At 57.6% G+C, this 23,607-nt stretch carries 24 protein-coding genes and 1 riboswitch; of the genes, 12 read left to right on the forward strand and 12 right to left on the reverse strand.

The window, feature by feature from the left end:
- The first annotated feature begins 1 nt into the window (after nucleotide 1).
- On the forward strand, nucleotides 2-961 hold the full coding sequence (locus B9Z42_RS02445) for a PhoH family protein (RefSeq protein WP_100131722.1): 960 nt from the start codon (nucleotides 2-4) through the stop codon (nucleotides 959-961).
- A gap of 66 nt (nucleotides 962-1,027) precedes the next feature.
- On the forward strand, nucleotides 1,028-1,480 hold the full coding sequence (gene ybeY / locus B9Z42_RS02450) for an rRNA maturation RNase YbeY (protein WP_100131723.1): 453 nt from the start codon (nucleotides 1,028-1,030) through the stop codon (nucleotides 1,478-1,480).
- 69 nt (nucleotides 1,481-1,549) lie between these two features.
- Here the strand turns inward: ybeY and dbpA are convergent, their stop codons facing one another.
- From dbpA to tyrS, 4 genes are read right to left on the reverse strand one after another with little or no spacing between them, the layout of a single operon-like run.
- Nucleotides 1,550-2,962 carry an ATP-dependent RNA helicase DbpA gene (gene dbpA, locus B9Z42_RS02455; RefSeq protein WP_100131724.1) on the reverse strand — a complete coding sequence of 471 codons (1,413 nt, stop codon included), beginning with the start codon at nucleotides 2,960-2,962 and terminating at the stop codon, nucleotides 1,550-1,552.
- Entirely contained in the window at nucleotides 2,959-3,405 is a 447-nt protein-coding gene (dtd, locus tag B9Z42_RS02460) for a D-aminoacyl-tRNA deacylase (RefSeq protein ID WP_100131725.1), read from the reverse strand. The genes dbpA and dtd overlap by 4 nt, the downstream gene beginning before the upstream one ends.
- Nucleotides 3,406-3,439: 34 nt before the next feature.
- Nucleotides 3,440-4,393 (reverse strand): cation diffusion facilitator family transporter, encoded by a 954-nt coding sequence (locus B9Z42_RS02465; protein ID WP_100131726.1) that lies wholly within the window; start codon nucleotides 4,391-4,393, stop codon nucleotides 3,440-3,442.
- A gap of 35 nt (nucleotides 4,394-4,428) precedes the next feature.
- Nucleotides 4,429-5,661, reverse strand: a complete 1,233-nt coding sequence (gene tyrS / locus B9Z42_RS02470; RefSeq protein WP_100131727.1) for a tyrosine--tRNA ligase — start codon at nucleotides 5,659-5,661, stop codon at nucleotides 4,429-4,431.
- A 121-nt stretch (nucleotides 5,662-5,782) separates the two neighbouring features.
- On the opposite strand from tyrS, the gene B9Z42_RS02475 reads away from it, so the two are divergent.
- Complete coding sequence (locus B9Z42_RS02475) at nucleotides 5,783-7,120, forward strand: M23 family metallopeptidase (protein ID WP_233203490.1); 1,338 nt, start codon at nucleotides 5,783-5,785, stop codon at nucleotides 7,118-7,120.
- Complete coding sequence (locus tag B9Z42_RS02480) at nucleotides 7,121-8,233, forward strand: anhydro-N-acetylmuramic acid kinase (RefSeq protein ID WP_100131728.1); 1,113 nt, start codon at nucleotides 7,121-7,123, stop codon at nucleotides 8,231-8,233.
- A 25-nt stretch (nucleotides 8,234-8,258) separates the two neighbouring features.
- Here the strand turns inward: B9Z42_RS02480 and erpA are convergent, their stop codons facing one another.
- From erpA to rplM, 3 genes are all read right to left on the reverse strand, one after another.
- Nucleotides 8,259-8,624 (reverse strand): iron-sulfur cluster insertion protein ErpA, encoded by a 366-nt coding sequence (erpA, locus tag B9Z42_RS02485; protein WP_100131729.1) that lies wholly within the window; start codon nucleotides 8,622-8,624, stop codon nucleotides 8,259-8,261.
- A 161-nt stretch (nucleotides 8,625-8,785) separates the two neighbouring features.
- The gene (gene rpsI, locus B9Z42_RS02490) at nucleotides 8,786-9,178 is read right to left on the reverse strand and encodes a 30S ribosomal protein S9 (RefSeq protein WP_100131730.1); all 393 of its coding nucleotides are present in this window, start codon (nucleotides 9,176-9,178) and stop codon (nucleotides 8,786-8,788) included.
- A gap of 9 nt (nucleotides 9,179-9,187) precedes the next feature.
- Nucleotides 9,188-9,616: a 50S ribosomal protein L13 gene (gene rplM, locus B9Z42_RS02495; RefSeq protein WP_100131731.1), complete on the reverse strand. Its 429-nt coding sequence runs from the start codon at nucleotides 9,614-9,616 to the stop codon at nucleotides 9,188-9,190.
- Between the two features lie 210 nt (nucleotides 9,617-9,826).
- Here rplM and B9Z42_RS02500 point away from each other — a divergent pair, with 210 nt between their 5' ends.
- Nucleotides 9,827-10,714: a 23S rRNA (adenine(2030)-N(6))-methyltransferase RlmJ gene (locus B9Z42_RS02500; RefSeq protein ID WP_100131837.1), complete on the forward strand. Its 888-nt coding sequence runs from the start codon at nucleotides 9,827-9,829 to the stop codon at nucleotides 10,712-10,714.
- An 11-nt stretch (nucleotides 10,715-10,725) separates the two neighbouring features.
- Here B9Z42_RS02500 and B9Z42_RS02505 read toward each other — a convergent pair whose 3' ends face one another.
- The gene (locus B9Z42_RS02505; protein ID WP_369806826.1) at nucleotides 10,726-11,430 is read right to left on the reverse strand and encodes a haloacid dehalogenase type II; all 705 of its coding nucleotides are present in this window, start codon (nucleotides 11,428-11,430) and stop codon (nucleotides 10,726-10,728) included.
- A gap of 137 nt (nucleotides 11,431-11,567) precedes the next feature.
- Between B9Z42_RS02505 and paaA the strand changes: the two genes are divergently transcribed.
- From paaA to paaE, 5 genes are read left to right on the forward strand one after another with little or no spacing between them, the layout of a single operon-like run.
- Nucleotides 11,568-12,599: a 1,2-phenylacetyl-CoA epoxidase subunit PaaA gene (gene paaA, locus B9Z42_RS02510; protein WP_100131838.1), complete on the forward strand. Its 1,032-nt coding sequence runs from the start codon at nucleotides 11,568-11,570 to the stop codon at nucleotides 12,597-12,599.
- Nucleotides 12,596-12,901 (forward strand): 1,2-phenylacetyl-CoA epoxidase subunit PaaB, encoded by a 306-nt coding sequence (paaB, locus tag B9Z42_RS02515; RefSeq protein ID WP_100131733.1) that lies wholly within the window; start codon nucleotides 12,596-12,598, stop codon nucleotides 12,899-12,901. Before paaA ends, paaB begins: the two co-directional genes overlap by 4 nt.
- Entirely contained in the window at nucleotides 12,901-13,683 is a 783-nt protein-coding gene (gene paaC, locus B9Z42_RS02520) for a 1,2-phenylacetyl-CoA epoxidase subunit PaaC (protein WP_100131734.1), read from the forward strand. The genes paaB and paaC overlap by 1 nt, the downstream gene beginning before the upstream one ends.
- Before the next feature lie 41 nt (nucleotides 13,684-13,724).
- Nucleotides 13,725-14,297 (forward strand): 1,2-phenylacetyl-CoA epoxidase subunit PaaD, encoded by a 573-nt coding sequence (gene paaD / locus B9Z42_RS02525; RefSeq protein WP_100131839.1) that lies wholly within the window; start codon nucleotides 13,725-13,727, stop codon nucleotides 14,295-14,297.
- A 20-nt stretch (nucleotides 14,298-14,317) separates the two neighbouring features.
- The gene (paaE, locus tag B9Z42_RS02530; protein WP_100131735.1) at nucleotides 14,318-15,406 is read left to right on the forward strand and encodes a 1,2-phenylacetyl-CoA epoxidase subunit PaaE; all 1,089 of its coding nucleotides are present in this window, start codon (nucleotides 14,318-14,320) and stop codon (nucleotides 15,404-15,406) included.
- Nucleotides 15,407-15,502: 96 nt separating this feature from the next.
- On the opposite strand, the gene metF is transcribed toward paaE, so the two are convergent.
- From metF to ahcY, 3 genes are read right to left on the reverse strand one after another with little or no spacing between them, the layout of a single operon-like run.
- Entirely contained in the window at nucleotides 15,503-16,351 is an 849-nt protein-coding gene (metF, locus tag B9Z42_RS02535; protein WP_100131736.1) for a methylenetetrahydrofolate reductase [NAD(P)H], read from the reverse strand.
- 22 nt (nucleotides 16,352-16,373) lie between these two features.
- On the reverse strand, nucleotides 16,374-17,129 hold the full coding sequence (locus B9Z42_RS02540) for a TlyA family RNA methyltransferase (RefSeq protein ID WP_100131737.1): 756 nt from the start codon (nucleotides 17,127-17,129) through the stop codon (nucleotides 16,374-16,376).
- A 27-nt stretch (nucleotides 17,130-17,156) separates the two neighbouring features.
- Nucleotides 17,157-18,590 (reverse strand): adenosylhomocysteinase, encoded by a 1,434-nt coding sequence (gene ahcY, locus B9Z42_RS02545; protein ID WP_100131738.1) that lies wholly within the window; start codon nucleotides 18,588-18,590, stop codon nucleotides 17,157-17,159.
- Between the two features lie 97 nt (nucleotides 18,591-18,687).
- Nucleotides 18,688-18,814, reverse strand: a riboswitch (S-adenosyl-L-homocysteine riboswitch).
- Nucleotides 18,815-18,876: 62 nt separating this feature from the next.
- Between ahcY and B9Z42_RS02550 the strand changes: the two genes are divergently transcribed.
- Nucleotides 18,877-20,721, forward strand: a complete 1,845-nt coding sequence (locus B9Z42_RS02550; protein ID WP_158235890.1) for an ATP-binding protein — start codon at nucleotides 18,877-18,879, stop codon at nucleotides 20,719-20,721.
- Between the two features lie 39 nt (nucleotides 20,722-20,760).
- Nucleotides 20,761-22,392 (forward strand): peptide chain release factor 3, encoded by a 1,632-nt coding sequence (locus tag B9Z42_RS02555; RefSeq protein ID WP_100131740.1) that lies wholly within the window; start codon nucleotides 20,761-20,763, stop codon nucleotides 22,390-22,392.
- Between the two features lie 3 nt (nucleotides 22,393-22,395).
- Here B9Z42_RS02555 and B9Z42_RS02560 read toward each other — a convergent pair whose 3' ends face one another.
- Complete coding sequence (locus B9Z42_RS02560; RefSeq protein ID WP_100131741.1) at nucleotides 22,396-23,607, reverse strand: MFS transporter; 1,212 nt, start codon at nucleotides 23,605-23,607, stop codon at nucleotides 22,396-22,398.

Here is a 23,607-nt window from a genome sequence, read left to right on the forward strand (position 1 = left end):
CTTGATTCTTCGCCACACCTTCACCCCGCACAACAACACCTACCTCTCGCACTTGTGCGGCCCCGTTGACGAACATTTACGCACCATTGAGTTGGCGTTGAACGTCAAAATCGCCCACCGCCACGAGCAGTTCAAAGTGGATGGCCACAAAGCCAAAGCCACCCGCGCCATGGAGGTGCTGCAAGCCCTGTACGAGCGCGCCGAGCGCCCCATTCCAGCCGAACAGGTGCAGCTCATGTTGGCGGGCGATGAGTCCATGGACGAAAACAACAGCCCAGCCCTCAACACCCGCCGCACCGACCTGCGTGCACGCACGCCCAACCAAGCCATGTACTTGGACAACATTGCAGCGCACGACATCACGTTTGGCATTGGCCCTGCCGGCACCGGCAAAACCTATTTGGCGGTGGCCTGCGCGGTGGACGCACTGGAACGCAGCGCGGTGCAACGCATTGTGCTGACCCGCCCCGCCGTGGAAGCGGGCGAAAAGCTCGGCTTCTTACCCGGTGATTTAGGCCAAAAGGTGGACCCATATTTGCGCCCTTTGTACGACGCGCTGTACGACCTGATGGGCTATGACCGCGTGCAAAAAGCCTTCGAGCGCAACGCGATTGAAATTGCGCCCTTGGCCTTCATGCGCGGGCGCACACTGAACAACGCGTTTGTCATCTTGGATGAAGCGCAAAACACCACGCCCGAGCAAATGAAGATGTTCTTGACGCGTGTGGGCTTTGGTGCCAAGGCGGTGGTGACGGGCGACGTCAGCCAAATCGACCTGCCCAAAGGCCAACTCAGCGGCTTGATCGACGCTGAGCGCGTGCTCCGACGGGTGAAAGGTATTTCGATCACGCACTTCACCAGCGCCGACGTGGTGCGTCACCCCTTGGTGGCGCGCATCGTCGATGCGTACGATGCATCGCGCGGCGCCACCACGGGCGCACCGGTCCGCAAACGCTCTTAACTTGCCAAACTACGGGGCCTAAGGCCCCTGCCGTTCAGCCCCTCAGCCCTTCACGCAAATTTCTTCATGGCGCTCAAACACCTTCAACTCTCTTTGCAATTTGGCGACATACCTTACGCAGCGCGTCACCGTGCCGCCCTGCCGCGTCACTTTGTGGCCCGTTGCATCCGCCATGCGCTGGTCGACGATGCGGAAATCACGGTGCGCATTGTCAACGCCGAAGAGGGCCAAGCCCTGAACAGCAGCTACCGCAAAAAAGATTACGCCACCAACGTGCTGACCTTTGACTACGCACAAGAGCCCGTGGTCATGGCGGACTTGGTGTTGTGCGCGCCGGTGGTGGCCAAAGAGGCCAAAGAGCAAGGCAAAACCCTGCAAGCACATTACGCGCACTTGCTGGTGCACGGTGCCTTGCACGCCCAAGGCTGGGACCACGAAACCAGCACGCAAGATGCCGAAGAGATGGAAGCCTACGAGATCGACATCTTGGCGGGTTTGGGGTTCAAAAACCCTTATTAATCTTGAACGGTCGCAAGTCAGACAAGCACGAGGCGGAGGCCCATCGCGCTTAGCACGGCTTAACGCGACTTATCGCCCTGCCGTGTCTTCCAGCAAGCGCACGCGCACGGTCTTGCCTTTGACGCGACCTGCGCTCAAGCGTTTGACGGCCTCACGCGCAATGCTGCGCTCCACGGCCACGTAGGTAGAAAACTCGTTCACGTTGATCTTGCCCACTTGATCTTTGGTAAAACCAGCGTCTCCCGTGAGCGCGCCCAACACGTCGCCCGCGCGGATCTTTTCTTTACGACCACCCACAATTTGCAGCGTCGCCATGGGCGGCTGCAAGACGCCGCCGGCAGCCGGCGTCAAACTGCTCAGCGGGGCCCAGGTGGACTCACGGCCTTGCAGCTGCTCAATCTTGCCCACGCTGCCCATCTCGTCCATGCTGGCGAGCGACAGCGCCAAACCTTCGGCGTCGCCTCGTCCGGTACGGCCAATGCGGTGGATGTGAATTTCTGAATCAGGCGTCACATCGACGTTGATGACGGCTTCTAAATTAGCCACATCCAAGCCGCGCGCGGCCACGTCGGTGGCCACCAACACCGAACAGCTGCGGTTGGCAAATTGCACCAGAACTTGGTCACGTTCGCGTTGCTCCAACTCGCCAAACAAGGCCAAGGCACTAAAGCCTTGGGCTTGCAACACGGCCACCAAATCGCGGCATTGCTGCTTGGTGTTGCAAAACGCCAGCGTGGACTCAGGGCGAAAGTGGTTCAGCAGCAACGACACCGCGTGCAAGCGTTCGCTGTTGGACACTTCGTAAAAGATTTGCTTGATTTTTTGTGCATCGTGCTGCGCCTGCACCTTGACAGTTTGAGGCTCACGCATGAACTGCGCAGACAGCTTGGCAATGCCTTCGGGATACGTGGCCGAAAACAACAAGGTTTGACGGTCCTTGGGGCACTGACGCACCACCTTGGCGATGTCCTCAAAAAAGCCCATGTCCAACATGCGGTCGGCCTCGTCCAGCACCAAGGTTTTCACACCCTGCAAGCTCAACGAGCCGCGCTCCAAGTGGTCCATGATGCGGCCGGGGGTGCCGACCACCACATGCGCGCCGTGCTCAAGGCTGAGCGTTTGGCCGCGCAAGGCTACGCCACCACACAAGGTCACCACTTTGATATTGCCCACAGCACGCGCCAAACGGCGCAGCTCTTGCGTGACTTGGTCGGCTAACTCACGCGTGGGGCACAGCACCAAAGCTTGGGCATCGAATTGCGCAGCGTCGAGCTTTTCGACCAAGGGAATCCCAAATGCGGCGGTCTTGCCGCTGCCGGTGCTGGCTTGCGCGATCAGGTCGCGGCCAGCCAAGGTCAGAGGCAAGCTGGCGGCTTGAATGGGGGTCATCTGGGTGTAGCCCAGCTGGGTGAGGTTGTCTATCGATGCGGCCGCGAGGCTCAAAGCGGCAAAAGAAGAAGCGGTGTTTTTTGAATCGGTCATGCACCGATTATCGTGATCGGGATGGTCACGGGGCCATCGTTGACCAAATAGACTTTCATATCGGCGCCAAAGACACCGGTTTGCACGTTCGCATGCTGCGCTTTGGCTTGGGCCACAAAGGCGTCATACAAACGACGCCCTTCGTCAGAAGGAGCGGCGCTGGTGAAACTGGGACGGGTGCCGCTGCGGGTGTCTGCGGCCAAGGTGAATTGACTCACCACCAGCAAACCGCCCGCCACATCGGTGACGCTGTGGTTCATCTTGCCGGCGTCGTCGTAAAAAACGCGAAGCTTCAAAATTTTGTCGAGCATCTTTTGGCCCACGGCTTCTGTGTCGCCTTTTTCGGCGCACAACAACACCATCAAGCCTTGGCCAATTTCGCCCACTGTTTGGCCGTCGATCACCACGCGGGCCTCACTTACCCGTTGCAACACCGCTTTCATCGTTCCAACAACCTTTGTTTGTGGCTCACGCGATTTAAATTAAATCGCGTGAATCATCGAAGTGCGCTTCGACATCGCCGGGCAAGAGTTGGATCGTGGCGCGCAAGCCGGGCACGGCGCTCATCAAGGCTTGCTCCACGCTGGCACGCAAGGCAGCAGCACGCCCCAACGACCACTCAGCGGGCATGTGCATGTGCATGTCCACAAAGCGGCGTTGCCCGGCTTTACGGGTGGTCACATGGTCAAACCGCACGATGTGCACCGTCTCGCCCGACGCCGCACCACGGCCATCACGACTGTGGGAAAAATCGTGCAATACCTCTTGAATTTGAGCCAGCACATCTGGCTCCACAGCTTCATCCATCAAGCCTTGCGACGCGCTCCAGATGAGGTGCCAGCCTTCTTTCAAAATGTTCAAGGCCACGCCAATCGCGACCACCGCATCCAGCCACAGCCAGCCACTCCAGCTGACCAAGCCAATGCCAATGACCACCCCCGCGGAAGTCCAGACATCGGTGACCAAATGGCGCGCGTCCGCTTCAAGCGCGATGGATCGGTGCGTCTTGGCAGCACGAAACATGACCCACGCCAAACCGCCATTGAGCATCGAACTGACGACCGACAGCGCCAAGCCCAAACCCACTTGCTCCAACGGCTGCGGGTCAAAAATGCGATGGCTGGCAGCCCACACAATGCCCAACGCGGCCACCACGATCAAAATGCCTTCAAAGCCCGACGAAAAGTACTCCGCCTTGTGATGGCCATACGGATGCTCTTCGTCAGCAGGGCGAGCCGCAACGGTCACCATCATCAAACCGAACACCGCGCTGGCCAAGTTGACCAACGACTCCATGGCGTCGGACAGCAAACCCACAGAATCGGTCAGCCACCACGCCAAGGTTTTCAGACCAATAGTGATGCAGGCCACGAACACGGAAACCCACAGCAAAGCTTGGGGGGTCAGACCTTTGGGGAGCGAAGTGTTCACGTCTAAGGATTTGTCATGGTGAAAAACGCCATCGTCTAGCTGAGCGTGACGCGCGCAAACTTGCGCTTGCCCACTTGCACAACAAAGATTCCGGCTTCAAGTTTCAGCCCCTTGTCGCTGACGACGCTGGAATCCACACGTACGCCACCGCCGTCAATCAGGCGGCTGGCCTCGCTGGTGGACGGGGCCAAACCTGCGGCCTTCAGCAAGGCGCCAATCCCCAAAGGCGCCCCGGTGAGCGTGACCTCGGGAATTTCATCGGGCACACCGCCTTTGCTGCGGTTGATGAAGTCTTGCTCTGCCGCTTCTGCGGCTGCTGCGCCGTGAAATCGTGAAGTGATTTCTTTGGCCAAGGCGACTTTGGCGTCTTTGGGATTGCGCCCGCCTTCAATCTCTTTTTTCAGCGCCTCGATGTCCGCCATCGACTTGAACGACAACAAGGTGTACCAGCGCCACATGAGCACGTCAGAAATGGACAACACCTTGGCAAACATGGTGTTGGGCGCTTCACTGATGCCGATGTAGTTGTTCTTGGACTTGGACATTTTTTCAACGCCGTCCAAGCCTTCGAGCAACGGCATGGTCAAGATGCACTGGGCTTCTTGGCCGTACTCGGTTTGCAAATGGCGGCCCATCAACAAGTTGAACTTTTGGTCGGTGCCGCCCAACTCCAAGTCTGACTTCAAAGCCACTGAGTCGTAGCCCTGCATCAGCGGATACAGAAACTCGTGCACGCTGATCGGTGTGTTGGCGTGGAAGCGGTCATGGAAGTCATTGCGCTCCATCATGCGCGCCACGGTGTACTTGGACGCGAGCTGAATCATGCCCATTGAACCCAGCGGGATGGACCACTCGCTGTTGTAGCGAATCTCGGTTTTTGAAGGATCGAGCACCAACGAGGCCTGCTTGTAATACGTCTCGGCGTTCACCTTGATTTGCTCGGGCGTGAGCGGCGGGCGCGTGCTGTTACGGCCGGACGGGTCGCCAATCAAGCTGGTGAAGTCGCCAATCAAAAAGATCACTTGATGACCCAAGTCTTGCAACTGGCGCATCTTGTTCAGCACCACGGTGTGGCCAATGTGAATGTCGGGGGCGGTCGGGTCAAGACCCAGTTTGATGCGCAGTGGTTGGCCCGTGGCCTCAGAGCGGGCCAATTTCTTAAGCCAATCGTCGGCTGGAATCAGCTCTTCGCAGCCGCGCTGAGTGACGGCCAAGGCTTCGCGAGCACGGTCGGTGATAGGGTAAGTATGTACAGAGGCTTGATTCATATGGATTTTTTGATGCACAAGTTATACTCGGCCCTTTGGTGTTTGAGGCTGATTTTAGAGGCCGCAGACCTCGGACATGGGATTTAAGCCCTGCCCCCACCAACAGCTGGAGACCTCACCCTTGCTGCAACTCTTTTTTCAGTGGGCACAACGCCTACAAAGCTTACAAAAAGCGCATCCTCATCGCACGATGGCTGGCTTTGCGCTGAGCCTGTGCATTGTGGGTGGCGGTGCGTTTGCGGTTGGCAATTTGTCGCCCAACGGCAGTGCTTCATCCTTGAACCAAGTGGTGGAAAGCGTGTCCACTTTGTCCTTGCCAAGCGTCGCTACCACCGACCCCGCTTTGATGCTTTTTCGCTCGGACGTCACACGTTCCAGCGACACGGCTGACAGCTTGCTCAGTCGTCTTGGCGTGAGCGACACTGAAGCGAGCGACTATTTGCGTAACGCACGCGTGGCGCGCAGCCAAATTTTGGCGCGCAATGGCCGCTTGGTCACAGTGGAAGGCGATGAGTCACGCAGCCTCAAGCGCTTGACCGTTCGCTGGGCTCCCGATAAGGCCACAGATTTCTCCCGCTGGGTGATGGAACGCACGCCGACTGGCTTTGTCGAGCGCTTGGAAAGCGCCCCCCTTGGCGTGAGCACGCGTCATGCCAATGGCGTGATTCAAAGCTCGCTGTTTGCAGCCACCGATGCGGCCAACATCCCAGACAACGTGGCCAGCCAATTGGCCGATATTTTTGCCGGTGACATTGATTTTCACCGTGCGCTTCGCAAAGGCGATCGGTTTGCGGTGGTTTACGAATCCTTCGAAGCCGATGGTGAAACCTTGCGCTCAGGCCGCGTAGTTTCCGCCGAATTTGTGAACAACGGCAAGACGCACCAAGCGTTTTGGTTTCAAGAAGCCAACGCCAAAGTGGGTGGTTACTTCAACGCTGAAGGCGTCAGCCTGCGACGCTCCTATTTGGCATCGCCTTTGGCGTTTTCTCGAGTCTCCAGCGGCTTCAAAATGCGCTTTCATCCCATTTTGCAAACTTGGCGCGCACACCTAGGCGTTGATTACGCAGCGCCGACGGGCACGCCAGTTCGCAGCGTCGGCCAAGGCGTGGTGGACGTCGCAGGCACGCAAAATGGGTTTGGCAATGTGGTGATCGTCAAGCACGCCAATGGCCACAGCACGGTCTACGCCCATCTGAGTCGTATTGCTGTGAAAGCAGGGCAGCGCGTGACCCAAGGCGAAACCTTGGGTGCCGTCGGCGCCACAGGCTGGGCGACAGGCCCGCACTTGCACTTTGAGTTCCGAGTGAACGGTCAACACAAAGACCCGCTCACGATGGCCCGTCAAAGCGATATGGTGGAAGTGTCTGCAGCGGCTCGCGCCGAGTTCATGCGTCACGCGACGGCTGCCAAGGTTGACCTTGCTGCAGCGGCAAGTGCTCAGCCAAGTCAATCTGAATAAATGTCGTCTTACTTCATCGGCTTGATGTCGGGCACATCGCTCGACGGCGTCGATGGTGTGCTGGTCGATTTCAGCCAAGGGACACCCTGCGTGTTGTCGCACCAAACCCTACCTTTTGACGACGCGCTCAAAGCCGAATTGATGGCCTTGAACACCGCAGGCGTCAACGAACTGCACCGCGCGGCCTTGGCTGCCAATGCCTTGGTTCAGGTGTATGCCCAAGTCGTGACGTCGCTTTTGGCAACCACCGGCCTCACCGCTTCAAACATTCAAGCGATCGGTGCGCACGGACAAACAGTGCGCCATCAACCCGGCCTGTTCGACGGTGTGGGTTACACGCTTCAACTCAACAACCCCTCGCTATTGGCTGAGCTGGCCGGCATCGCCGTCGTGGCCGATTTCCGCAGCCGTGATGTGGCCGCAGGCGGGCAAGGGGCGCCCTTAGTGCCTGTGTTTCATCAAGGTGTGTTTGGCAAAGCGCAACAAACTGTCGCGGTGCTCAACATCGGCGGCATTGCCAATGTGAGCGTGCTGTCGCTTCAGGGTGAGGTCGTCGGTTTTGATTGCGGTCCGGGTAACGCGCTGATGGACTTCTGGTGTCAACACCACACAGGTCAGCCTTACGACAACAACGGCCAATGGGGACGTAGCGGCCAAGTGATCGCACCGTTGCTGCAGGCATTCATGCAAGAACCGTTTTTGCAGCAAGCCCCTCCGAAAAGCACAGGCCGTGATTTGTTTCACCCTGCATGGTTGATGGCCCATCTGACTCGCTTTGATCAAGCGTCACCCGCCGATGTTCAAGCCACGCTGACCGAATTCACCGCACAAGCTTGTGTGAATGATGTGAAGCGACATGCACCTGATGCTTGCGAATTGATCGTCTGTGGTGGCGGCGCACTGAACGGCTTGTTGATGGCGCGTCTCCAAGCGTGTTTACCTGCTTCGTGCCAAGTGGTGTCTTCCGCTGAGCGGGGCATGCCCCCCTTGCAAGTTGAAGCCTGCGCGTTCGCTTGGCTCGCACGTCAAACGGTGCTGGGTTTGCCTGGCAACGCGCCAAAAGTAACGGGCGCCAAAGGCGCCCGCATCTTGGGTGGTATTTTTCCCGCCTGAACTTGCGTCAGGGCGGGTTAGAACATTAGGCCGAAAACGAAGAGCCGCAACCACAGGTTGATGTGGCGTTGGGGTTCTTGATGACGAACTGAGCGCCCTGCAAGTCTTCTTTGTAGTCAATCTCAGCACCCAGCAGATACTGGTAACTCATGGCGTCAATCAGCAAGGACACACCATTCTTGGTCATGGTGGTGTCGTCTTCGTTGGTCACTTCATCAAACGTGAAGCCATACTGAAAACCAGAGCAGCCGCCGCCTTGCACAAATACACGCAACTTCAAATCAGCATTGCCTTCTTCGGCGATCAAATCTGCCACCTTGGCAGCTGCGCTGTCGGTGAAGTTGATCGGTACAGGCATTTCGGTTTCAATGTTTTCGGCAACTGCGCTCATGGGTTTATCTCCAAATTCAATGCCTAAAGTATATCGGTTTACTCGGGAATTAAGCGGCTCCCGCTGAGTACCGCTGCTTGCAACGTGGGTTTAATCACGCAGCGGCCATAAAAAAGCCGCAAGGGCGAACCCATGCGGCTTTTGGCAAAACAGGAAGCGGATTAACGCTTGCTGAACTGCTTGCGGCGGCGAGCAGAGTGCAAGCCAACCTTTTTACGTTCCACTTCGCGCGCATCGCGAGTCACGAAACCGGCTTGTGACAGGACGGGCTTCAAAGCTGCGTCGTAGTCGATCAAAGCGCGGGTAATACCGTGACGCACTGCACCAGCTTGGCCAGACTCACCACCGCCGTGCACGTTGACTTGAATGTCAAACGCTTCGCCGTTGTTGGTCAGCATCAAGGGTTGCTTCGAAATCATGATCGAGGTTTGACGGCCGAAATATGCGGCGATGTCTTTACCGTTGATCGTGATTTTGCCGGAGCCTTTTTTCAGAAACACGCGAGCGACGCTTGATTTGCGACGGCCGGTGCCGTTGTTCCATTCACCAATCATTTCAGCTCCTTAGATGTCCAGCACTTTAGGCTGTTGTGCGGTGTGTGGGTGCTCAGCACCGCCATACACCTTGAGCTTTTTGATCATGGCGTAGCCGAGTGGGCCTTTAGGCAACATGCCTTTGACGGCCTTCTCGAATGCGCGGCCAGGGTGCTTGGCTTGCATGTCACGGAAGTTTGTTGCAGTGATACCGCCGGGGTAACCCGAGTGACGGTAGTACACCTTGTCCAAAGACTTGGTACCCGTGACCTTGAGTTTGGAGGCGTTGATGATGACGATGAAGTCACCTGTATCGACGTGGGGTGTGTAAATGGCTTTGTGTTTGCCGCGTAAACGGAGAGCAACTTCGCTGGCTACTCGTCCGAGCACCTTATCGGTGGCGTCAATCACAAACCACTCATGCACCACGTCAGCGGGTTTTGCGCTGAATGTAGACATAGTTAAATCCTAAAAGGAGAGTTGGTTTGTAGGGCCCTTTTCCACGGTCGGCGTTCTTCTGTTGAGAACCTCTTAGGTGGGATGTGCTTCTTGCGAAACCTCTGCCGCGGGACCACTCAAGCGCTGCAGAGCCATAAATTATACGAAAAATCAAGGACTTAACGCAAGCTTGGCTAAAACCGCCAGAAATGGCGGGTTACCATGCGGCCCATGTTCAGTTATCGCCACGCCTTTCACGCCGGAAACCATGCCGACGTCCTCAAACATTTGACGCTGATCGCGACTTTGAAGCACTTGATGCACAAAGAGCCCGGCATTCAATTTGTAGACACCCACGCCGGCGCGGGCCTCTACCGACTTGATGGTGACTACGCTGAGAAAAGTGGTGAAGCCGCTGACGGCTTATTGAAATTGTTGGCCACCCAAGGTTTAGCCAACGCGCCCGCCTTACAAGATTACCTCGACATGGTGGCCGGCTTCAATTCGGGGGGAAGCACCCGCATCTACCCCGGTTCGCCCTTCATCATGCATCGCTTGCTGCGTTACGAAGCGCGTGACCGCCTCAAGCTGTTCGAGATGCACCCGACCGATCACAAATCGTTGACAGGCAACATTGAGCAACTCAATGCGGGTCGCACGGTCAGCGTGACGCGTGCCGACGGCTTTGAGTCACTCAAAGCCTTGTTGCCGCCGCCCGTGTCGACCAGTGGATCGCGTCGCACCTGTGTGCTGATTGACCCTAGCTACGAAATTAAAAACGATTACTACCGCGTGATCGATTGCATTCAAGACAGTTTGAAGCGTTTTGCCACAGGCACTTACATCGTCTGGTACCCCATCATTCCTCGCCCTGAGGCGCATGATTTGCCACGCAAACTCAAAACCATGTGCACCCAACTCAAGAAGCCTTGGTTGCATGCCACCTTGGCCATTGGTCGTGCCACCGGCGGCGATGACACGGGCTTGAGCGCCAGTGGCATGTTTTTGATCAACCCACCCTACACCTTGAAGCCACTGCTCAACGAAGCCTTGCCCATCGTGGCCAAAGCCTTGGCACGCGGCCCGGGACAAGGCTGGACGGTGGAGTCGGGCGGCTAAACACCCGCTTTTTACGGCGTTGGCTTCAAAAACGCCAAGACGTCAGTCAAATCACGGCCGGTGACGGTGGGTTTGGGCCCAATCGTTTCATGCGGCAAGCTTTGACGATTGACCCACAGGGTCTGAAAGCCAAACCACGTGGCCCCTAGCGCATCCCAGGCGTTGCTCGACACAAACAAAATCTCGTCCAACCGGAATGGCAACACCTGCTGCACCAGCCCGTAGCTTTCGGGTGAGGTCTTGAACTGCCGAACGCTGTCAACCGAAATGATGTAATCCATCAAGGTGGACATGCCCGCATGACTCACCGCCACATTCAGCATGTCGGGGCTACCGTTAGACAAAATGGCAGTCGGAATACCCTGCGCTTTGAGCGTTTCCAGCACACCCACGTTTTCAGGAAATGCGGTCAGATGCGCGTATTGGCGCATCAATGCGCCTTCATTCGCCGCAGACTGGGCCAAATGCAAACGCGCCAAGGTGTACTGCAAAGCGGCACGCGTGACCTCAAAAAACGACTGATAGTGCTTGCTGCCCCCCGTCGCATGCGGATCTGACATGGTGATCAGGCGCGAGTATTCAATCTGCTTGTCTCGCCACAGCATCGAAATGGCGGCGCCTTGACCGGGGTACAAACGTTCAGCCAGCGCCCCAATCGAATACACATCAAACAAGGTGCCGTAGGCATCAAAAACGACGGCTTGAATGGCCATGATGCTGTCCCTTTTTTTAAAACGCACATTGTCGGTTTTTTAGGCTCGGAAAAACCCCTAGCCAATTAACCGACCAGTCGGTCGGCTAATTATCTATACTTCAAACATAGCATCGCATGTCGCCGGTGCAGGAGTGGTTCATGTACACCCAATCGTTCAACGTGTCCGACGCCCCCGATGCGTCAGCACCACAAGGCGCGCAGCTCAAAGCCGTGGCAAAACCCATCAGCGCGTCGCAAGCCGCTTTGCAAGCGTCGTTTGATGTACGCATCGACGCAGATGGCCGCATCGAACCGCAAGACTGGATGCCAGACGCCTACCGCAAAACCTTGGTGCGCCAAATCAGCCAGCACGCACACAGCGAAATCGTGGGCATGCTGCCCGAGGGAAACTGGATCAGCCGCGCCCCCAGCCTCAAACGCAAGACCATCCTGATCGCCAAAGTGCAAGACGAAGCCGGCCACGGCTTGTACCTGTACAGCGCCGCCGAAACCTTGGGCACCAGCCGCGACCAAATGTTCGACGCCCTGCACACCGGCAAAGCCAAATACAGTTCGATCTTCAACTACCCCACGCTCACCTGGGCCGATGTGGGCGTCATCGGTTGGTTGGTCGATGGCGCGGCCATCATGAACCAAATCCCCCTGTGCCGTTGCTCCTACGGCCCTTACGCACGTGCCATGGTGCGGGTGTGCAAAGAGGAAAGCTTCCACCAACGCCAAGGCTACGAAGCGCTGTTGGTGATGATGACCGGCACTGCCGAACAAAAAGCCATGGTGCAAGACGCCGTCAACCGCTGGTGGTGGAAGTGCTTGGCCATGTTCGGACCGCCCGATGCAGAAAGCCCCAACAGCGTGCAAGGCATGCGCTGGGGGATCAAGCGCATCAGCAACGACGATCTGCGTCAAAAGTTTGTGGACGCCACCGTGCCACAAGCCAAAGTGCTGGGCGTCACCCTGCCTGACCCAGACTTGAAGTGGAACGAGGCACGCGGCCACCATGACTACGGCCAAATCGACTGGGACGAATTCTGGGCCACCGTCAACGGCAACGGCCCCTGCAACAAAGAACGGTTGGGCACCCGCGTGAAAGCCTGGAACGACGGTCAATGGGTGCGCGACGCCGCCTTGGCGCACGCCCGCAAACAAAACACCTTGAAGGAGGCCGCATGAGCCAAGCAAGCCCCAAAGCATTGAACGAGTGGCCCCTGTGGGAAGTTTTTGTGCGCAGCAAACAAGGCTTGGAGCACAAGCACTGCGGCAGCCTACACGCCAGTGATGCGCAACACGCGCTGCAAATGGCACGCGACGTGTACACCCGCCGCCAAGAAGGCGTGAGCATTTGGGTGGTGCCTTCCAACGCCATCACCGCCAGCGCCCCTGACGACAAAGCCGAATTCTTCGAACCTGCCAGCGACAAAATTTACCGCCACCCCACTTTCTACGTCATCCCTGACGACGTGGGGCACATGTGATGTCGGCGCATTTGGATTACGTGCTGCACTTGGCCGACAACGCCTTGGTGCTGGGCCAACGCAACGCCGAATGGTGTGGCCACGGCCCCATCTTGGAAGAAGACATTGCCATGGCCAACATCAGCTTGGACCTGATTGGCCAAGCCCGCATGCTTTACCAACACGCGGCTACGCTCAAAGGCGATGGCGCGACCGAAGACAGCTTGGCTTACTTCCGTGACGTGCCAGACTTTCGCAACTACACCTTACTGGAGTTACCGCATCATGCCGCCTTGGTGGGTTACGCCGTGGACAACCGCGACTACGCCGTCACCATCGTGCGCAACTTTTTGTACAGCAGCTTGATGGGTTTGGTGTGGGAAAAACTGCAATCCTCACAAGATACGCACTTGGCCGCCATTGCAGCCAAGTCCATCAAAGAAGTGCGTTATCACTTGCGTCACTCGCACGATTGGCTGGTGCGCTTGGGCGATGGCACCGAGGTGTCGCACGCCAAAACACAAGCGGCGCTGAACCACTTGCTGCCCTATACCCAAGAGTTTTGGTCAGCCAGCGACTTTGAATCACAAGCCGCTTCAGCAGGCATTGGCGTCGACACCGCGACCGTGCGCAACGACTGGCAAACCTTGGTGAGCAACGGCATCGCAGACGCCACCTTGCAGCAGCCCTCCACGGACGGGTTTGTGCACACCGGCAAGCACGGTTTGCATTCCGAACATTTGGGCTTTTTGCTCGCCGAGATGCAAAGCTTGGCACGCGCGCACCCACAAGGCGTGTGGTGAACGCCGCTGCCACATCCGCTTCCATGGCATTGGCTGCAACGATGGGATCTGCGGCATCAGCGCCAAAGAATCCATCATCAACGGCCACACATCGAGCCACGCCGCTCGCACGCATTTGGGCGGCGCTTGACACCTTGACCGACCCCGAAATCCCCGTCATCACCCTGCGTGAAATGGGCATCTTGCGTGATGTGGTGCTGCAAAGCGACGGCAGCTGGACCGTGGTCATCACCCCCACCTACAGCGGCTGCCCCGCCATGGGCCAAATTGAAGATGACGTGCATGCCACATTGGCCAGTTTGGGTGTGAACGCCCGCGTGCAAACCCAATTGGCGCCCGCATGGACCACCGATTGGATGAGCCAAGCCGCGCGCGATAAGCTCCGCGCCTACGGCATCGCCCCACCCGCGCGTTGTGGCGCTACAAGTGACACCGCAGCAGGCTCTACCGTGGTGCAGTTCGCAGCACGCGCAAACAAGCCCGAGGTGGTTCCCTGCCCACAATGCGACTCGCACGACACCACAGAAACCTCTCACTTTGGCTCCACCGCCTGCAAAGCGCTTTACAAGTGCTTGTCATGCATGGAGCCGTTTGATTACTTCAAACCCTATTAATTTTTGAACAGGCCAGTCCCATGTCTGCAGCCCCTCAATTTCATACCCTCTCCGTGTACAGCGTCGATGCGGAGGCCGCAAGTGCGGTTGCACTCAGCTTTCGTATTCCCGATGAGTTGCAAAGCACGTTTGCGTTTGAACCTGGTCAGTTTTTGACCCTGCGCGCCACCATCGACGGCCAAGACGTCCGCCGCAGCTACTCCATCTGCTCGACGCCACAAACCTTGGCACGGGATGGCGTGTTGCAAGTGGGCATTCGCGCAGTTGACGGTGGCCTGTTCTCGAATTGGGCCACCACGCAACTCAAAGCTGGCGACACCTTGCAAGTCATGCCGCCACAAGGCCGCTTTGGCGTGCAACGTCCGCGCGCTTTGCACCGGGTGGGCTTTGCAGCAGGCTCGGGCATCACGCCCATCTTGTCGATCATGGCCAGCACACTGCAAAGTCAAGCTGAATCGAAATTCACCTTGGTCTATGGCAACCGGCACATGGCCAGCGTGATGTTCAACGAAGCGCTGCAGGACCTGAAAGACCGTTACCCCGACCGCTTGACCTTGATCCACATCTTGTCGCGCCAATCCCAAGAAGTGCCCTTGCTGGAAGGCCGCATTGATGGCGACAAAGTTCGCGCCATCATCGCGGCACTGCTGCCCGTGAAAAGCATGGATGAGGTGTTTGTGTGTGGCCCCGAAGCCATGATTGAAGCCACCGAAGCTGCCCTGATTCAGGCGGGCGTTTCTGCCAAACGCGTGCATTCCGAGCGCTTCACGTCCAGCACGCCAGCAACGCCACGCAAGCGCAGCGCCACGCAAACAGACCCGTCAAAAAAAGCGATCCAACTCCGCATCGTCTTGGACGGCAAGCCCTATGACATGACCATGGGCCCCGACGACCATGTGCTGGACGTGGCCCTCAACCACGGCTTGGACTTGCCCTACTCCTGCAAAGGTGGCGTGTGCTGCACCTGTCGCGCCAAGGTGATGGAAGGCCACGTTGAGATGAGCAAAAACTTCACCCTCGAACCGTGGGAAATGGCACAAGGCTTTGTGCTGAGTTGCCAAGCGCGCCCCACCACCAACCAAGTGGTGGTGAGCTTTGACGAGCGCTAAAACCAACAAAAAAGCCAGCACGAGGCTGGCTTGGCAAAGGTCGCGCGGCCTGCCCATTTGACGGCACGCCGACACGAACCCGACATCCATCAGCCATCAAATGGCTGACGTCAAAAGCCCCAAATTCTCACAAATGGCCAACGTCGATGCGCTTTGGTTCATGCTGTAGAAATGCAAGCCTGGCGCCCCGGCGCAGCGCAATTGATCACACAAATCGGTCACCACCTCCAAACCAAAGGCTTTGATAGAAGCCATGTCGTCACCGTAGCCCTGCAGACGCAAACGAATCCAACGTGGAATTTCCGCACCGCATGCATCTGAGAAACGCAGCAACTGAGACGAACTGGTGATGGGCATGATGCCGGGCACGATCGGAATGTGCACACCCAATTTGTCAGCGTCTTCCACAAAACGGAAATACGCATCGCTGTTGTAAAAGTATTGTGTGATGGCCGAATCAGCTCCCGCCTTGACCTTCGTGGCAAAGGCTTGCAAGTCAGCCTCAGCTGATTTGGCTTGTGGGTGAATCTCTGGATAAGCCGCCACTTCAATGCCAAAGTCATCGCCCGTTTCGGCACGGATGAAGGCCACCAAATCGCTGGCGTATTGAAACTCACCGCCTGCGCCATAGCCGCTGGGCAAGTCGCCGCGCAATGCCACCAAGCGCTTGACGCCCATGGCTTTGAATTCGGCCAACTGGTGACGCACGCTGTCGCGCGTGGCGCCGACGCAGGAGAAGTGCGAGGCTGCCATCATGCCTTCACTCAAAATTTCACTCAACGTCGAGATGGTGCCGGCCTGCGTCGAGCCACCAGCGCCAAACGTGACGGAGCAAAACTGCGGCTTGAGTGTGTACAAGGCTTGACGCACCGCGCGCAACTTGTCTGCACCTTCAGGGGTTTTAGGTGGAAAAAACTCAATGCTCAAACTGTTGTTGACCGTCATAGCTGTCTCTCTCATTGGCGCGTCATGCATGACGCGCACCGATCCAAAATTCTTGGTTGCCATCGCCACCGGCAATGGCGCTGGGCCAGTAGCCCAACACCTCTAAGTGCAATGCAACACAGGCCTCGCGCAAACGCGCCTCGACCTGAACATAACTGGCTTGGTCTTTGACCAAGCCGCCTTTGCCAATATCGCTAGGCTGCAGCTCGAACTGCGGCTTCACCAACATCAGCAGCGTCCCACCCTGTTTCAACAAAGGCAGCAACGCAGGTAACACGAGGGTGAGCGAAATGAACGACACATCGCCCACCACCAAATCAAAACCATCACGCGCATCAGGCACCCGTGCATCGCCTGCTTCTAACTCGCGGGCGTTGATGCGTTCTACACACACCACACGCGCATCGTCGCGCAAACGTGGATGTAGCTGACCGTGCCCCACATCCAAACCCACCACTTGCGCAGCGCCTTGCTGCAACAAGCAATCGGTAAAGCCGCCGGTGCTTTGCCCCACATCGAGGCAACGCAGGCCTTGGGCCGTCAGGCCGCTGCTGAGCAGAGCGCCCTCTAGCTTCAAGCCGCCGCGAGACACATAGCGTGCCTCGGCGGTGTCCAGCAAGCGCAGCTCGCTCGGTAATGGCAACTCGTCACCATTCTTGGTGACGAGCTTCCATGGCTTGGTGCCTAAGCGCCACTCGACGCCCGAGGCGATCAACCGCTGCGCTTGAGAGCGCGAAGCGGCCAAGCCACGGTCGAGGAGCAGCTGATCAGCGCGCATCAATGCAATGCAACGAAATGCAAGGGCTTAGTAGCGGTACGTATCGGCTTTGTAAGGGCCGGTCTTTGCCACACCAATGTAGGCGGCTTGCTCGTCGCTCAACACGGTCAGCATGGCGCCAACTTTTTCGAGGTGCAAACGTGCCACTTTTTCGTCGAGGTGCTTAGGCAACACATAGACCTTGCCAGATTCGTATTGGTCTTGCTTGGTGAACAACTCGATCTGAGCGATCGTTTGGTTCGCAAAGCTTGCGCTCATCACAAAGCTGGGGTGGCCGGTGGCGCAACCCAAGTTCACCAGACGGCCTTTAGCCAACAGGGTGATCTTTTTGCCATCGGGGAAGATGACGTGGTCGACTTGCGGCTTGATCTCGTCCCACTGCAGCTTTTCCAGCGAAGCGACGTCGATTTCGTTGTCGAAGTGACCGATGTTGCAAACGATGGCTTCGTCTTTCATGGCGGCCATGTGCTCGTAACGAATCACGTTCTTGTTGCCAGTGGCCGACACGAAGATGTCGCACTTGTCAGCGGCGTATTCCATGGTCACGACTTTGTAGCCTTCCATGGCAGCTTGCAAAGCGTTGATCGGGTCGATCTCTGTCACCCACACTTGGGCGCTCAAAGCGCGCAAGGCTTGTGCCGAGCCCTTGCCCACGTCACCGTAACCGGCCACACAAGCCACTTTGCCAGCGATCATCACGTCGGTGGCGCGCTTGATCGAATCGACCAGAGATTCGCGGCAGCCGTACAGGTTGTCAAACTTGCTCTTGGTGACTGAGTCGTTCACGTTGATGGCGCGGAACATCAAGCTGCCCTTGGCGGCCATCTCGTTCAAGCGCAACACGCCGGTGGTGGTCTCTTCGGTCACGCCAATGATGTGCGCACCTTTGCGGGTGTACCACGTAGGGTCAATGGCCAGTTTGGCCTTGATGGCGTTGAACAAACAGGTTTCTTCTTCGCTGGTGGGGTTTGCGATCAACGACGCATCGGTTTCAGCGCGCTTGCCCAAATGCATCAACAACGTGGCATCGCCGCCGTCGTCCAAGATCATGTTGGGGCCTTCGCCATCGGTGCCTTTGGCGCCGAATTCAAAAATACGGTGGGTGTAGTCCCAGTACTCGGCCAAGGTTTCGCCCTTGGTGGCGAACACAGGAATACCGGCTTCGGCAATCGCTGCCGCAGCGTGGTCTTGGGTAGAGAAAATATTACAAGACGCCCAGCGAACGTCAGCGCCCAAGGCCTTCAAAGTTTCGATCAATACGGCCGTTTGAATGGTCATGTGCAAAGAGCCCGTCACGCGAGCGCCTTGGAGGGGCTGCGCTTTGGCGAATTCTTCGCGGATAGCCATCAAACCGGGCATTTCAGTTTCGGCGACTTTGATTTCTTTGCGGCCCCAAGCGGCCAGAGACATGTCAGCCACGATGTAATCGGCGGCGACGGCGGTTTTAAGAACAGCGTTCATTTGTGAGACTCCAAAAGTTGGCAAAGCCACTTTCAACGCGCAGTAAGCGTCGGGAGTCCAAAACGGGAAATTTCCGCGGAACTCACCTCACGTTGACAGTGGGTGAGCGCGGTTGGAAACGTGAGGCCCAACGCCGCACAAAGCAGCAAAAGAACCTGTGTGTTCGAGCCTCACCTATGCACCACCAGAAATGACGGATACAGGCTGCAGCGCTCCTCGAACCCCATTATTTTAACCCGCGATGCATGAACACTTTAGAATTAAATATAAAAGATTAATACTCAGCATGAACGTCCATCGTCACATCCACATCTTCATCAAACGGCAGCTCGCGTATCACTTACGCCAAAGTAGAAACGTGTACTTTGTCTGGTTTTTGATGTCCTCCATGGTCAGCTTACTAGGCCTCATGCCTTGGCTATATTGGCTCGGCAACATCGCAAGCGCCAGCTCTTGCGCCGCAGCCGTCGCGTGCATGCTGGTCGCAATGCTGGTGTGGCGCCACGGGGGAGGCTTGAAATGGGGCTGCTTGATTTATCAAGTCACACTCATGGCTTTGGTGCTGTTCAATGCGGCCATCACAGGGGGCGTCGCGTCGCCTGTTTTGACCTGGCTGACCATCATCCCTTTGCTGCCGCTCTTCATGGGCTTTCGTGTGGGTTCCTTGTTGGCCATGGTGGCTTCCATGGTGAGCGTGATCGCGCTGTACATTTTGCAAAGCCGTGGCTGGTTGCCCCAGCTCGACACGCAGTTTGCCTTGCAATCGCTGAGCGACAGCACACCGCTCGCGGACAACGCGTGGCAGCCCCTGTCCTTTGGAGCGGGCATGTTCATTCTCATGCTGTTGGCCCAACTCGCCTTGGTGCAAATTTATGACACCGCCAACGAGCAACACCTGCGGCGCCTGCGTCAAACCAACGCACGGCTCGAAAACCTGTCCACCAACCTGAAAGTGGCCAGCGCACACAAAGACCAATTTTTAGCCATGGTGAGTCACGAAATGCGCACGCCCTTGAACGCGGTCATGGGCTATTTGGGGCTGTTGTCTTCCGACGCACAGCTGCCAGAACCCGCCGGCCAGTACGTCAAAGGTGCGCACAACTCTGCTGCGCACTTGGTCACGGTGATCAACGACCTGCTGGATTTTTCGCAAATTCAACAAGGTAAATTGGTTCTGAACTTGCAGCCCGTCAACCTGCGCGACATGCTGACCAGCACACACCAAACCCTGTCCCCACGCGCCGATCAATTGGGCGTGACGTACCCCCTCGACATCGACGCCAACGTCCCCCAGTGGGCCTTGGTGGATGCACATCGACTGGCTCAAATTATTTTGAATTTGTTAGGCAACGCCTTGAAGTTCACGTCTCGAGGCCAAGTGCGCATGCACATCGGCTTTGAAACGACACCTGACAACCTCAAACTCGGCCAGTTGATCCTGCGGGTCGAAGACACGGGCACTGGCATGCCTGAATCAGCCCTCGAAAACATCTTCAAACCCTTTGTGCAGCTCAAAATCAGCGACAACGACTTGAAGGCTGGCAACGCCTTGCACGGCAACGGTTTGGGCTTGGCCATCACGCGCAGCTTGGTGCAGAGCCACAAAGGCAGCATCAGCGTTGAAAGCGCCCTCGGCGTGGGCAGTGCGTTCACCGTCAAATTGCCCATCGACGTGGCCGAGCCCCCCATGGCACGTCGCCCCATTGACCCCAGCAGCGCCAACCCCATTGAGCTCGACATTTTGGTGGTCGACGACCACGTCACCAACCGATTGGTGGCCACCGCCAGCATCAAACGCGGCCTGCCCAATGCCTTGATTGATCACGCCATCAACGGCAACGATGCCTTGACCAAAATGCGTGAACACCGCTACGACCTCGTGTTGATGGACTTGATCATGCCGGACATCTCGGGCACCGAGGTGGTTCGCCGCATTCGCGACGATGCCGACCATCCTTACCGCGACGTGCCCGTCATTGCCCTCACCGCCAATGTGGCCGAAGACGCCGTCAAAGAGTGCTTGGCGCTCGGCTTTCGAGAAGTTCTGCCCAAGCCCTTTGACCGATACATCTTGGTGCAAGCCATTCTGACCCACGCCCAGCCTCAGAGCGCACAGCCCCGAGCGCTATGATTCTGCCCTTTGACATGACGTGCTTACACGCACCGCCCCATGAGCTCTTTTCTGAACGAAGTGCGCCGTCGCCGCACCTTTGCCATCATTTCTCACCCCGATGCGGGTAAAACCACGCTGACCGAAAAGCTGCTGCTGTTCTCGGGTGCGATTCAAATCGCGGGCGCCGTCAAGGGCCGCAAAGCCAGCCGCCACGCCACCTCGGACTGGATGGAGATTGAAAAGCAACGCGGTATTTCGGTGGCCTCGTCTGTGATGCAGATGCTCTATCGCGAGCACGTCATCAACCTGCTCGACACCCCCGGCCATAAAGACTTCTCGGAAGACACCTACCGCGTGCTCACCGCCGTGGACTCGGCATTGATGGTGATTGACGCGGCCAACGGTGTGGAAGCGCAAACCCGCCGCTTGATTGAGGTGTGCCGTCAGCGCGACACGCCCATCATCACGTTTGTGAACAAGATGGACCGCGAAGTGCGCGACCCCCTCGACATCTTGGACGAAGTCGAACGTGAACTCGGCATGCCTTGCGTGCCCATGACTTGGCCTGTGGGCCAAGGGAAGTTGTTCGGCGGCATCATCAACTTGCGCACGCAAGCCATGACCGTTTTTGATTCAGGCTCTGAGCGTTTACCGCAAGACTTTGAAACCCACCCCTTGAGCGACCAAGCCCAGTTGGCCGAGCGGTTTGGTTTGGAATGGGCCTCTGCCATGGAAAGCATGGAGCTGGCCACCGGCGCATCGCCCCAATTCGATAAAGAAGCCTTCTTGGCAGGCAAACAAACCCCCGTGTTCTTTGGCTCGGGTGTGAACAACTTTGGTGTGATGGAAGTGCTCGACGCTTTGGTCGACCTCGCGCCCTCGCCTCGCCCTCGTTTGAGCCACTTGGTGGTGAACAAGCAAGCAGAAGAAAAAATCATTCAGCCCGAGGACGTTGGGTTCGCTGGCGTGGTGTTCAAAGTGCAAGCCAACATGGACGCCAATCACCGCGACCGCATCGCGTTTGTGCGCGTGGCCTCGGGCAAGTTCACCCCCGGCATGAAACTCAAAGTGCAACGCACCGCCAAAGAGCTGCGCCCCACCAGCGTGGTGACCTTCATGTCGCAACGCCGCGAAGCGGTGGAAGAGGCCTACGCTGGCGACATCATCGGCTTCACCACCCACGGTGGTGTGCAGTTGGGTGACACCATCACCGACGGGCCCGCCTTGCAATTCACAGGCTTGCCATTCTTCGCGCCCGAGTTGTTCATGACGGTGATTTTGAAAAACCCATTGCGCACCAAGCAACTGCAACAAGGCCTAGACCAGCTGGGTGAAGAAGGCGCGATTCAAGTCTTCAAACCCGAAGCCGGCGGTGCCATGCTGCTAGGCGCTGTGGGCCAGCTGCAGTTTGAAGTGGTGCAACACCGCTTGAAAGCCGAATACGACTGCGATGTGAAGCTAGAGAGCTGCCAATACACCGGCGCGCGTTGGATCACTGCGGACACACCTGCAGAGCTGCGTGAGTTCAACTACGCCTACCCGCAGCGCATGGCGTTGGATGCGGCCAACACCTTGGCGTATTTGTGCACGTCACCGTATGACGTGCGCTTGGCGCAAGAGCGTTTTCCAAAAATTCATTTCCATCCGCTGCGGGAGCATGCGGGGTTGGCTTTGTCTACGGCGGGGTGATCGCTATTGCATGCGGTCTCTGCGCGCCAAGGTTGGAAACAGTTTTATCCATGAAGCCGCGACCAACACGGTGCCCACACCGCCGCTGACCACCGACACCACAGGCCCCCAAAGCGCGGCCACTGCGCCCGACTCAAACTCACCGAGTTGATTCGATGCACCGATGAAAATCGAATTAACCGCCGCCACGCGTCCGCGAATTTCATCGGGCGTTTGAAGCTGCATCAAGGTCAAGCGCGTCACGACGCTGATGTTGTCTGCCGCGCCCGTCACGGCTAAAGCGAGCAAGGACAGGCCAAAGTGATCCGACAAGCCAAACACCACCGTCGCCACACCAAAAACGGCCACAGAACCTAGCAAGCTGTAGCCTACATGGCGGCGCAGCGGCCAACGCAGCATGGCAAACGACATCAGCAACGCGCCAACTGCAGGTGCGGCGCGAAGCAGGCCTAAGCCTTCGGGGCCGGTGTGCAAGATATCTCGCGCGTAGATGGGCAACAAGGCCGTGGCACCGCCCAACAAGACGGCGAACAAGTCCAGCGACGTGGCGCCCAACAAAATTTTGTTCCGCCACACAAAGGTCACGCCGGCCATGGCCGAGGTCCAAGACACGGCCTCTTGCGTGGCGTGATGCACGTAGCGCACGGTCAAAGTGAGCGCGCTCGACAGCAGCATCATGGCCACGCAGGCGGCATACACCGTCAACGCGCCGTGTGCGTACAACAGACCACCAAGCGCAGGCCCGCCGATGATGCCGGCCTGTAAGGTGCTGGAACTCAAGGCCACGCCACGCTGCAGCAAGTGGGTGGGCAACAAGGTGGGGGTGAGTGCTTGTTGCGCAGGCATTTGAAAAGCCCGCGTGCTGCCCAACACCACCGACAAAGCCAAGATCAAATCTCGGCTGACAAACTCACCCAGCGTGGCCCACACCAACACAGTCGACACCGTGGCCTGAATGGCCACACACGCCGCAAACAAACGGCCACGGTGCACGCGGTCGGCGACATGCCCCGCAGGCAAGGTCAACACCAAAGCGGGTACGAACTGAAAGAGCCCCACCAAGCCTAAATCCCACGCGCTGCCGGTGAGGTCGTACATGTGCCACGCCACCGCCACCATCAACATTTGATTGGCGGTGATCACCAAAAAGCGTGCGCCCATGAAACGCACAAAGCTACGATGCGTCAGCAAGTTTTTTAGCGTGGGCGTGGGCAT

Origin of the sequence: Limnohabitans sp. B9-3 (assembly GCF_002778325.1) — a bacterium.
In the GTDB taxonomy this organism is placed as follows: domain Bacteria; phylum Pseudomonadota; class Gammaproteobacteria; order Burkholderiales; family Burkholderiaceae_C; genus Limnohabitans; species Limnohabitans kasalickyi.

Excerpts from the sequence above, each read along its gene's own strand:
- ybeY (WP_100131723.1), top strand. The coding sequence starts at position 1,028 with ATGGCGCTCAAACACCTTCAACTCTCTTTGCAATTTGGCGACATACCT.
- dbpA (WP_100131724.1), bottom strand. The coding sequence starts at position 2,962 with ATGACCGATTCAAAAAACACCGCTTCTTCTTTTGCCGCTTTGAGCCTC.
- dtd (WP_100131725.1), bottom strand. The coding sequence starts at position 3,405 with ATGAAAGCGGTGTTGCAACGGGTAAGTGAGGCCCGCGTGGTGATCGAC.
- tyrS (WP_100131727.1), bottom strand. The coding sequence starts at position 5,661 with ATGAATCAAGCCTCTGTACATACTTACCCTATCACCGACCGTGCTCGC.
- B9Z42_RS02480 (WP_100131728.1), top strand. The coding sequence starts at position 7,121 with ATGTCGTCTTACTTCATCGGCTTGATGTCGGGCACATCGCTCGACGGC.
- erpA (WP_100131729.1), bottom strand. The coding sequence starts at position 8,624 with ATGAGCGCAGTTGCCGAAAACATTGAAACCGAAATGCCTGTACCGATC.
- rpsI (WP_100131730.1), bottom strand. The coding sequence starts at position 9,178 with ATGATTGGTGAATGGAACAACGGCACCGGCCGTCGCAAATCAAGCGTC.
- rplM (WP_100131731.1), bottom strand. The coding sequence starts at position 9,616 with ATGTCTACATTCAGCGCAAAACCCGCTGACGTGGTGCATGAGTGGTTT.
- B9Z42_RS02500 (WP_100131837.1), top strand. The coding sequence starts at position 9,827 with ATGTTCAGTTATCGCCACGCCTTTCACGCCGGAAACCATGCCGACGTC.
- paaA (WP_100131838.1), top strand. The coding sequence starts at position 11,568 with ATGTACACCCAATCGTTCAACGTGTCCGACGCCCCCGATGCGTCAGCA.
- paaB (WP_100131733.1), top strand. The coding sequence starts at position 12,596 with ATGAGCCAAGCAAGCCCCAAAGCATTGAACGAGTGGCCCCTGTGGGAA.
- paaC (WP_100131734.1), top strand. The coding sequence starts at position 12,901 with ATGTCGGCGCATTTGGATTACGTGCTGCACTTGGCCGACAACGCCTTG.
- paaD (WP_100131839.1), top strand. The coding sequence starts at position 13,725 with ATGGGATCTGCGGCATCAGCGCCAAAGAATCCATCATCAACGGCCACA.
- paaE (WP_100131735.1), top strand. The coding sequence starts at position 14,318 with ATGTCTGCAGCCCCTCAATTTCATACCCTCTCCGTGTACAGCGTCGAT.
- metF (WP_100131736.1), bottom strand. The coding sequence starts at position 16,351 with ATGACGGTCAACAACAGTTTGAGCATTGAGTTTTTTCCACCTAAAACC.
- B9Z42_RS02540 (WP_100131737.1), bottom strand. The coding sequence starts at position 17,129 with ATGCGCGCTGATCAGCTGCTCCTCGACCGTGGCTTGGCCGCTTCGCGC.
- ahcY (WP_100131738.1), bottom strand. The coding sequence starts at position 18,590 with ATGAACGCTGTTCTTAAAACCGCCGTCGCCGCCGATTACATCGTGGCT.
- B9Z42_RS02550 (WP_158235890.1), top strand. The coding sequence starts at position 18,877 with ATGAACGTCCATCGTCACATCCACATCTTCATCAAACGGCAGCTCGCG.
- B9Z42_RS02555 (WP_100131740.1), top strand. The coding sequence starts at position 20,761 with ATGAGCTCTTTTCTGAACGAAGTGCGCCGTCGCCGCACCTTTGCCATC.
- B9Z42_RS02560 (WP_100131741.1), bottom strand. The coding sequence starts at position 23,607 with ATGCCCACGCCCACGCTAAAAAACTTGCTGACGCATCGTAGCTTTGTG.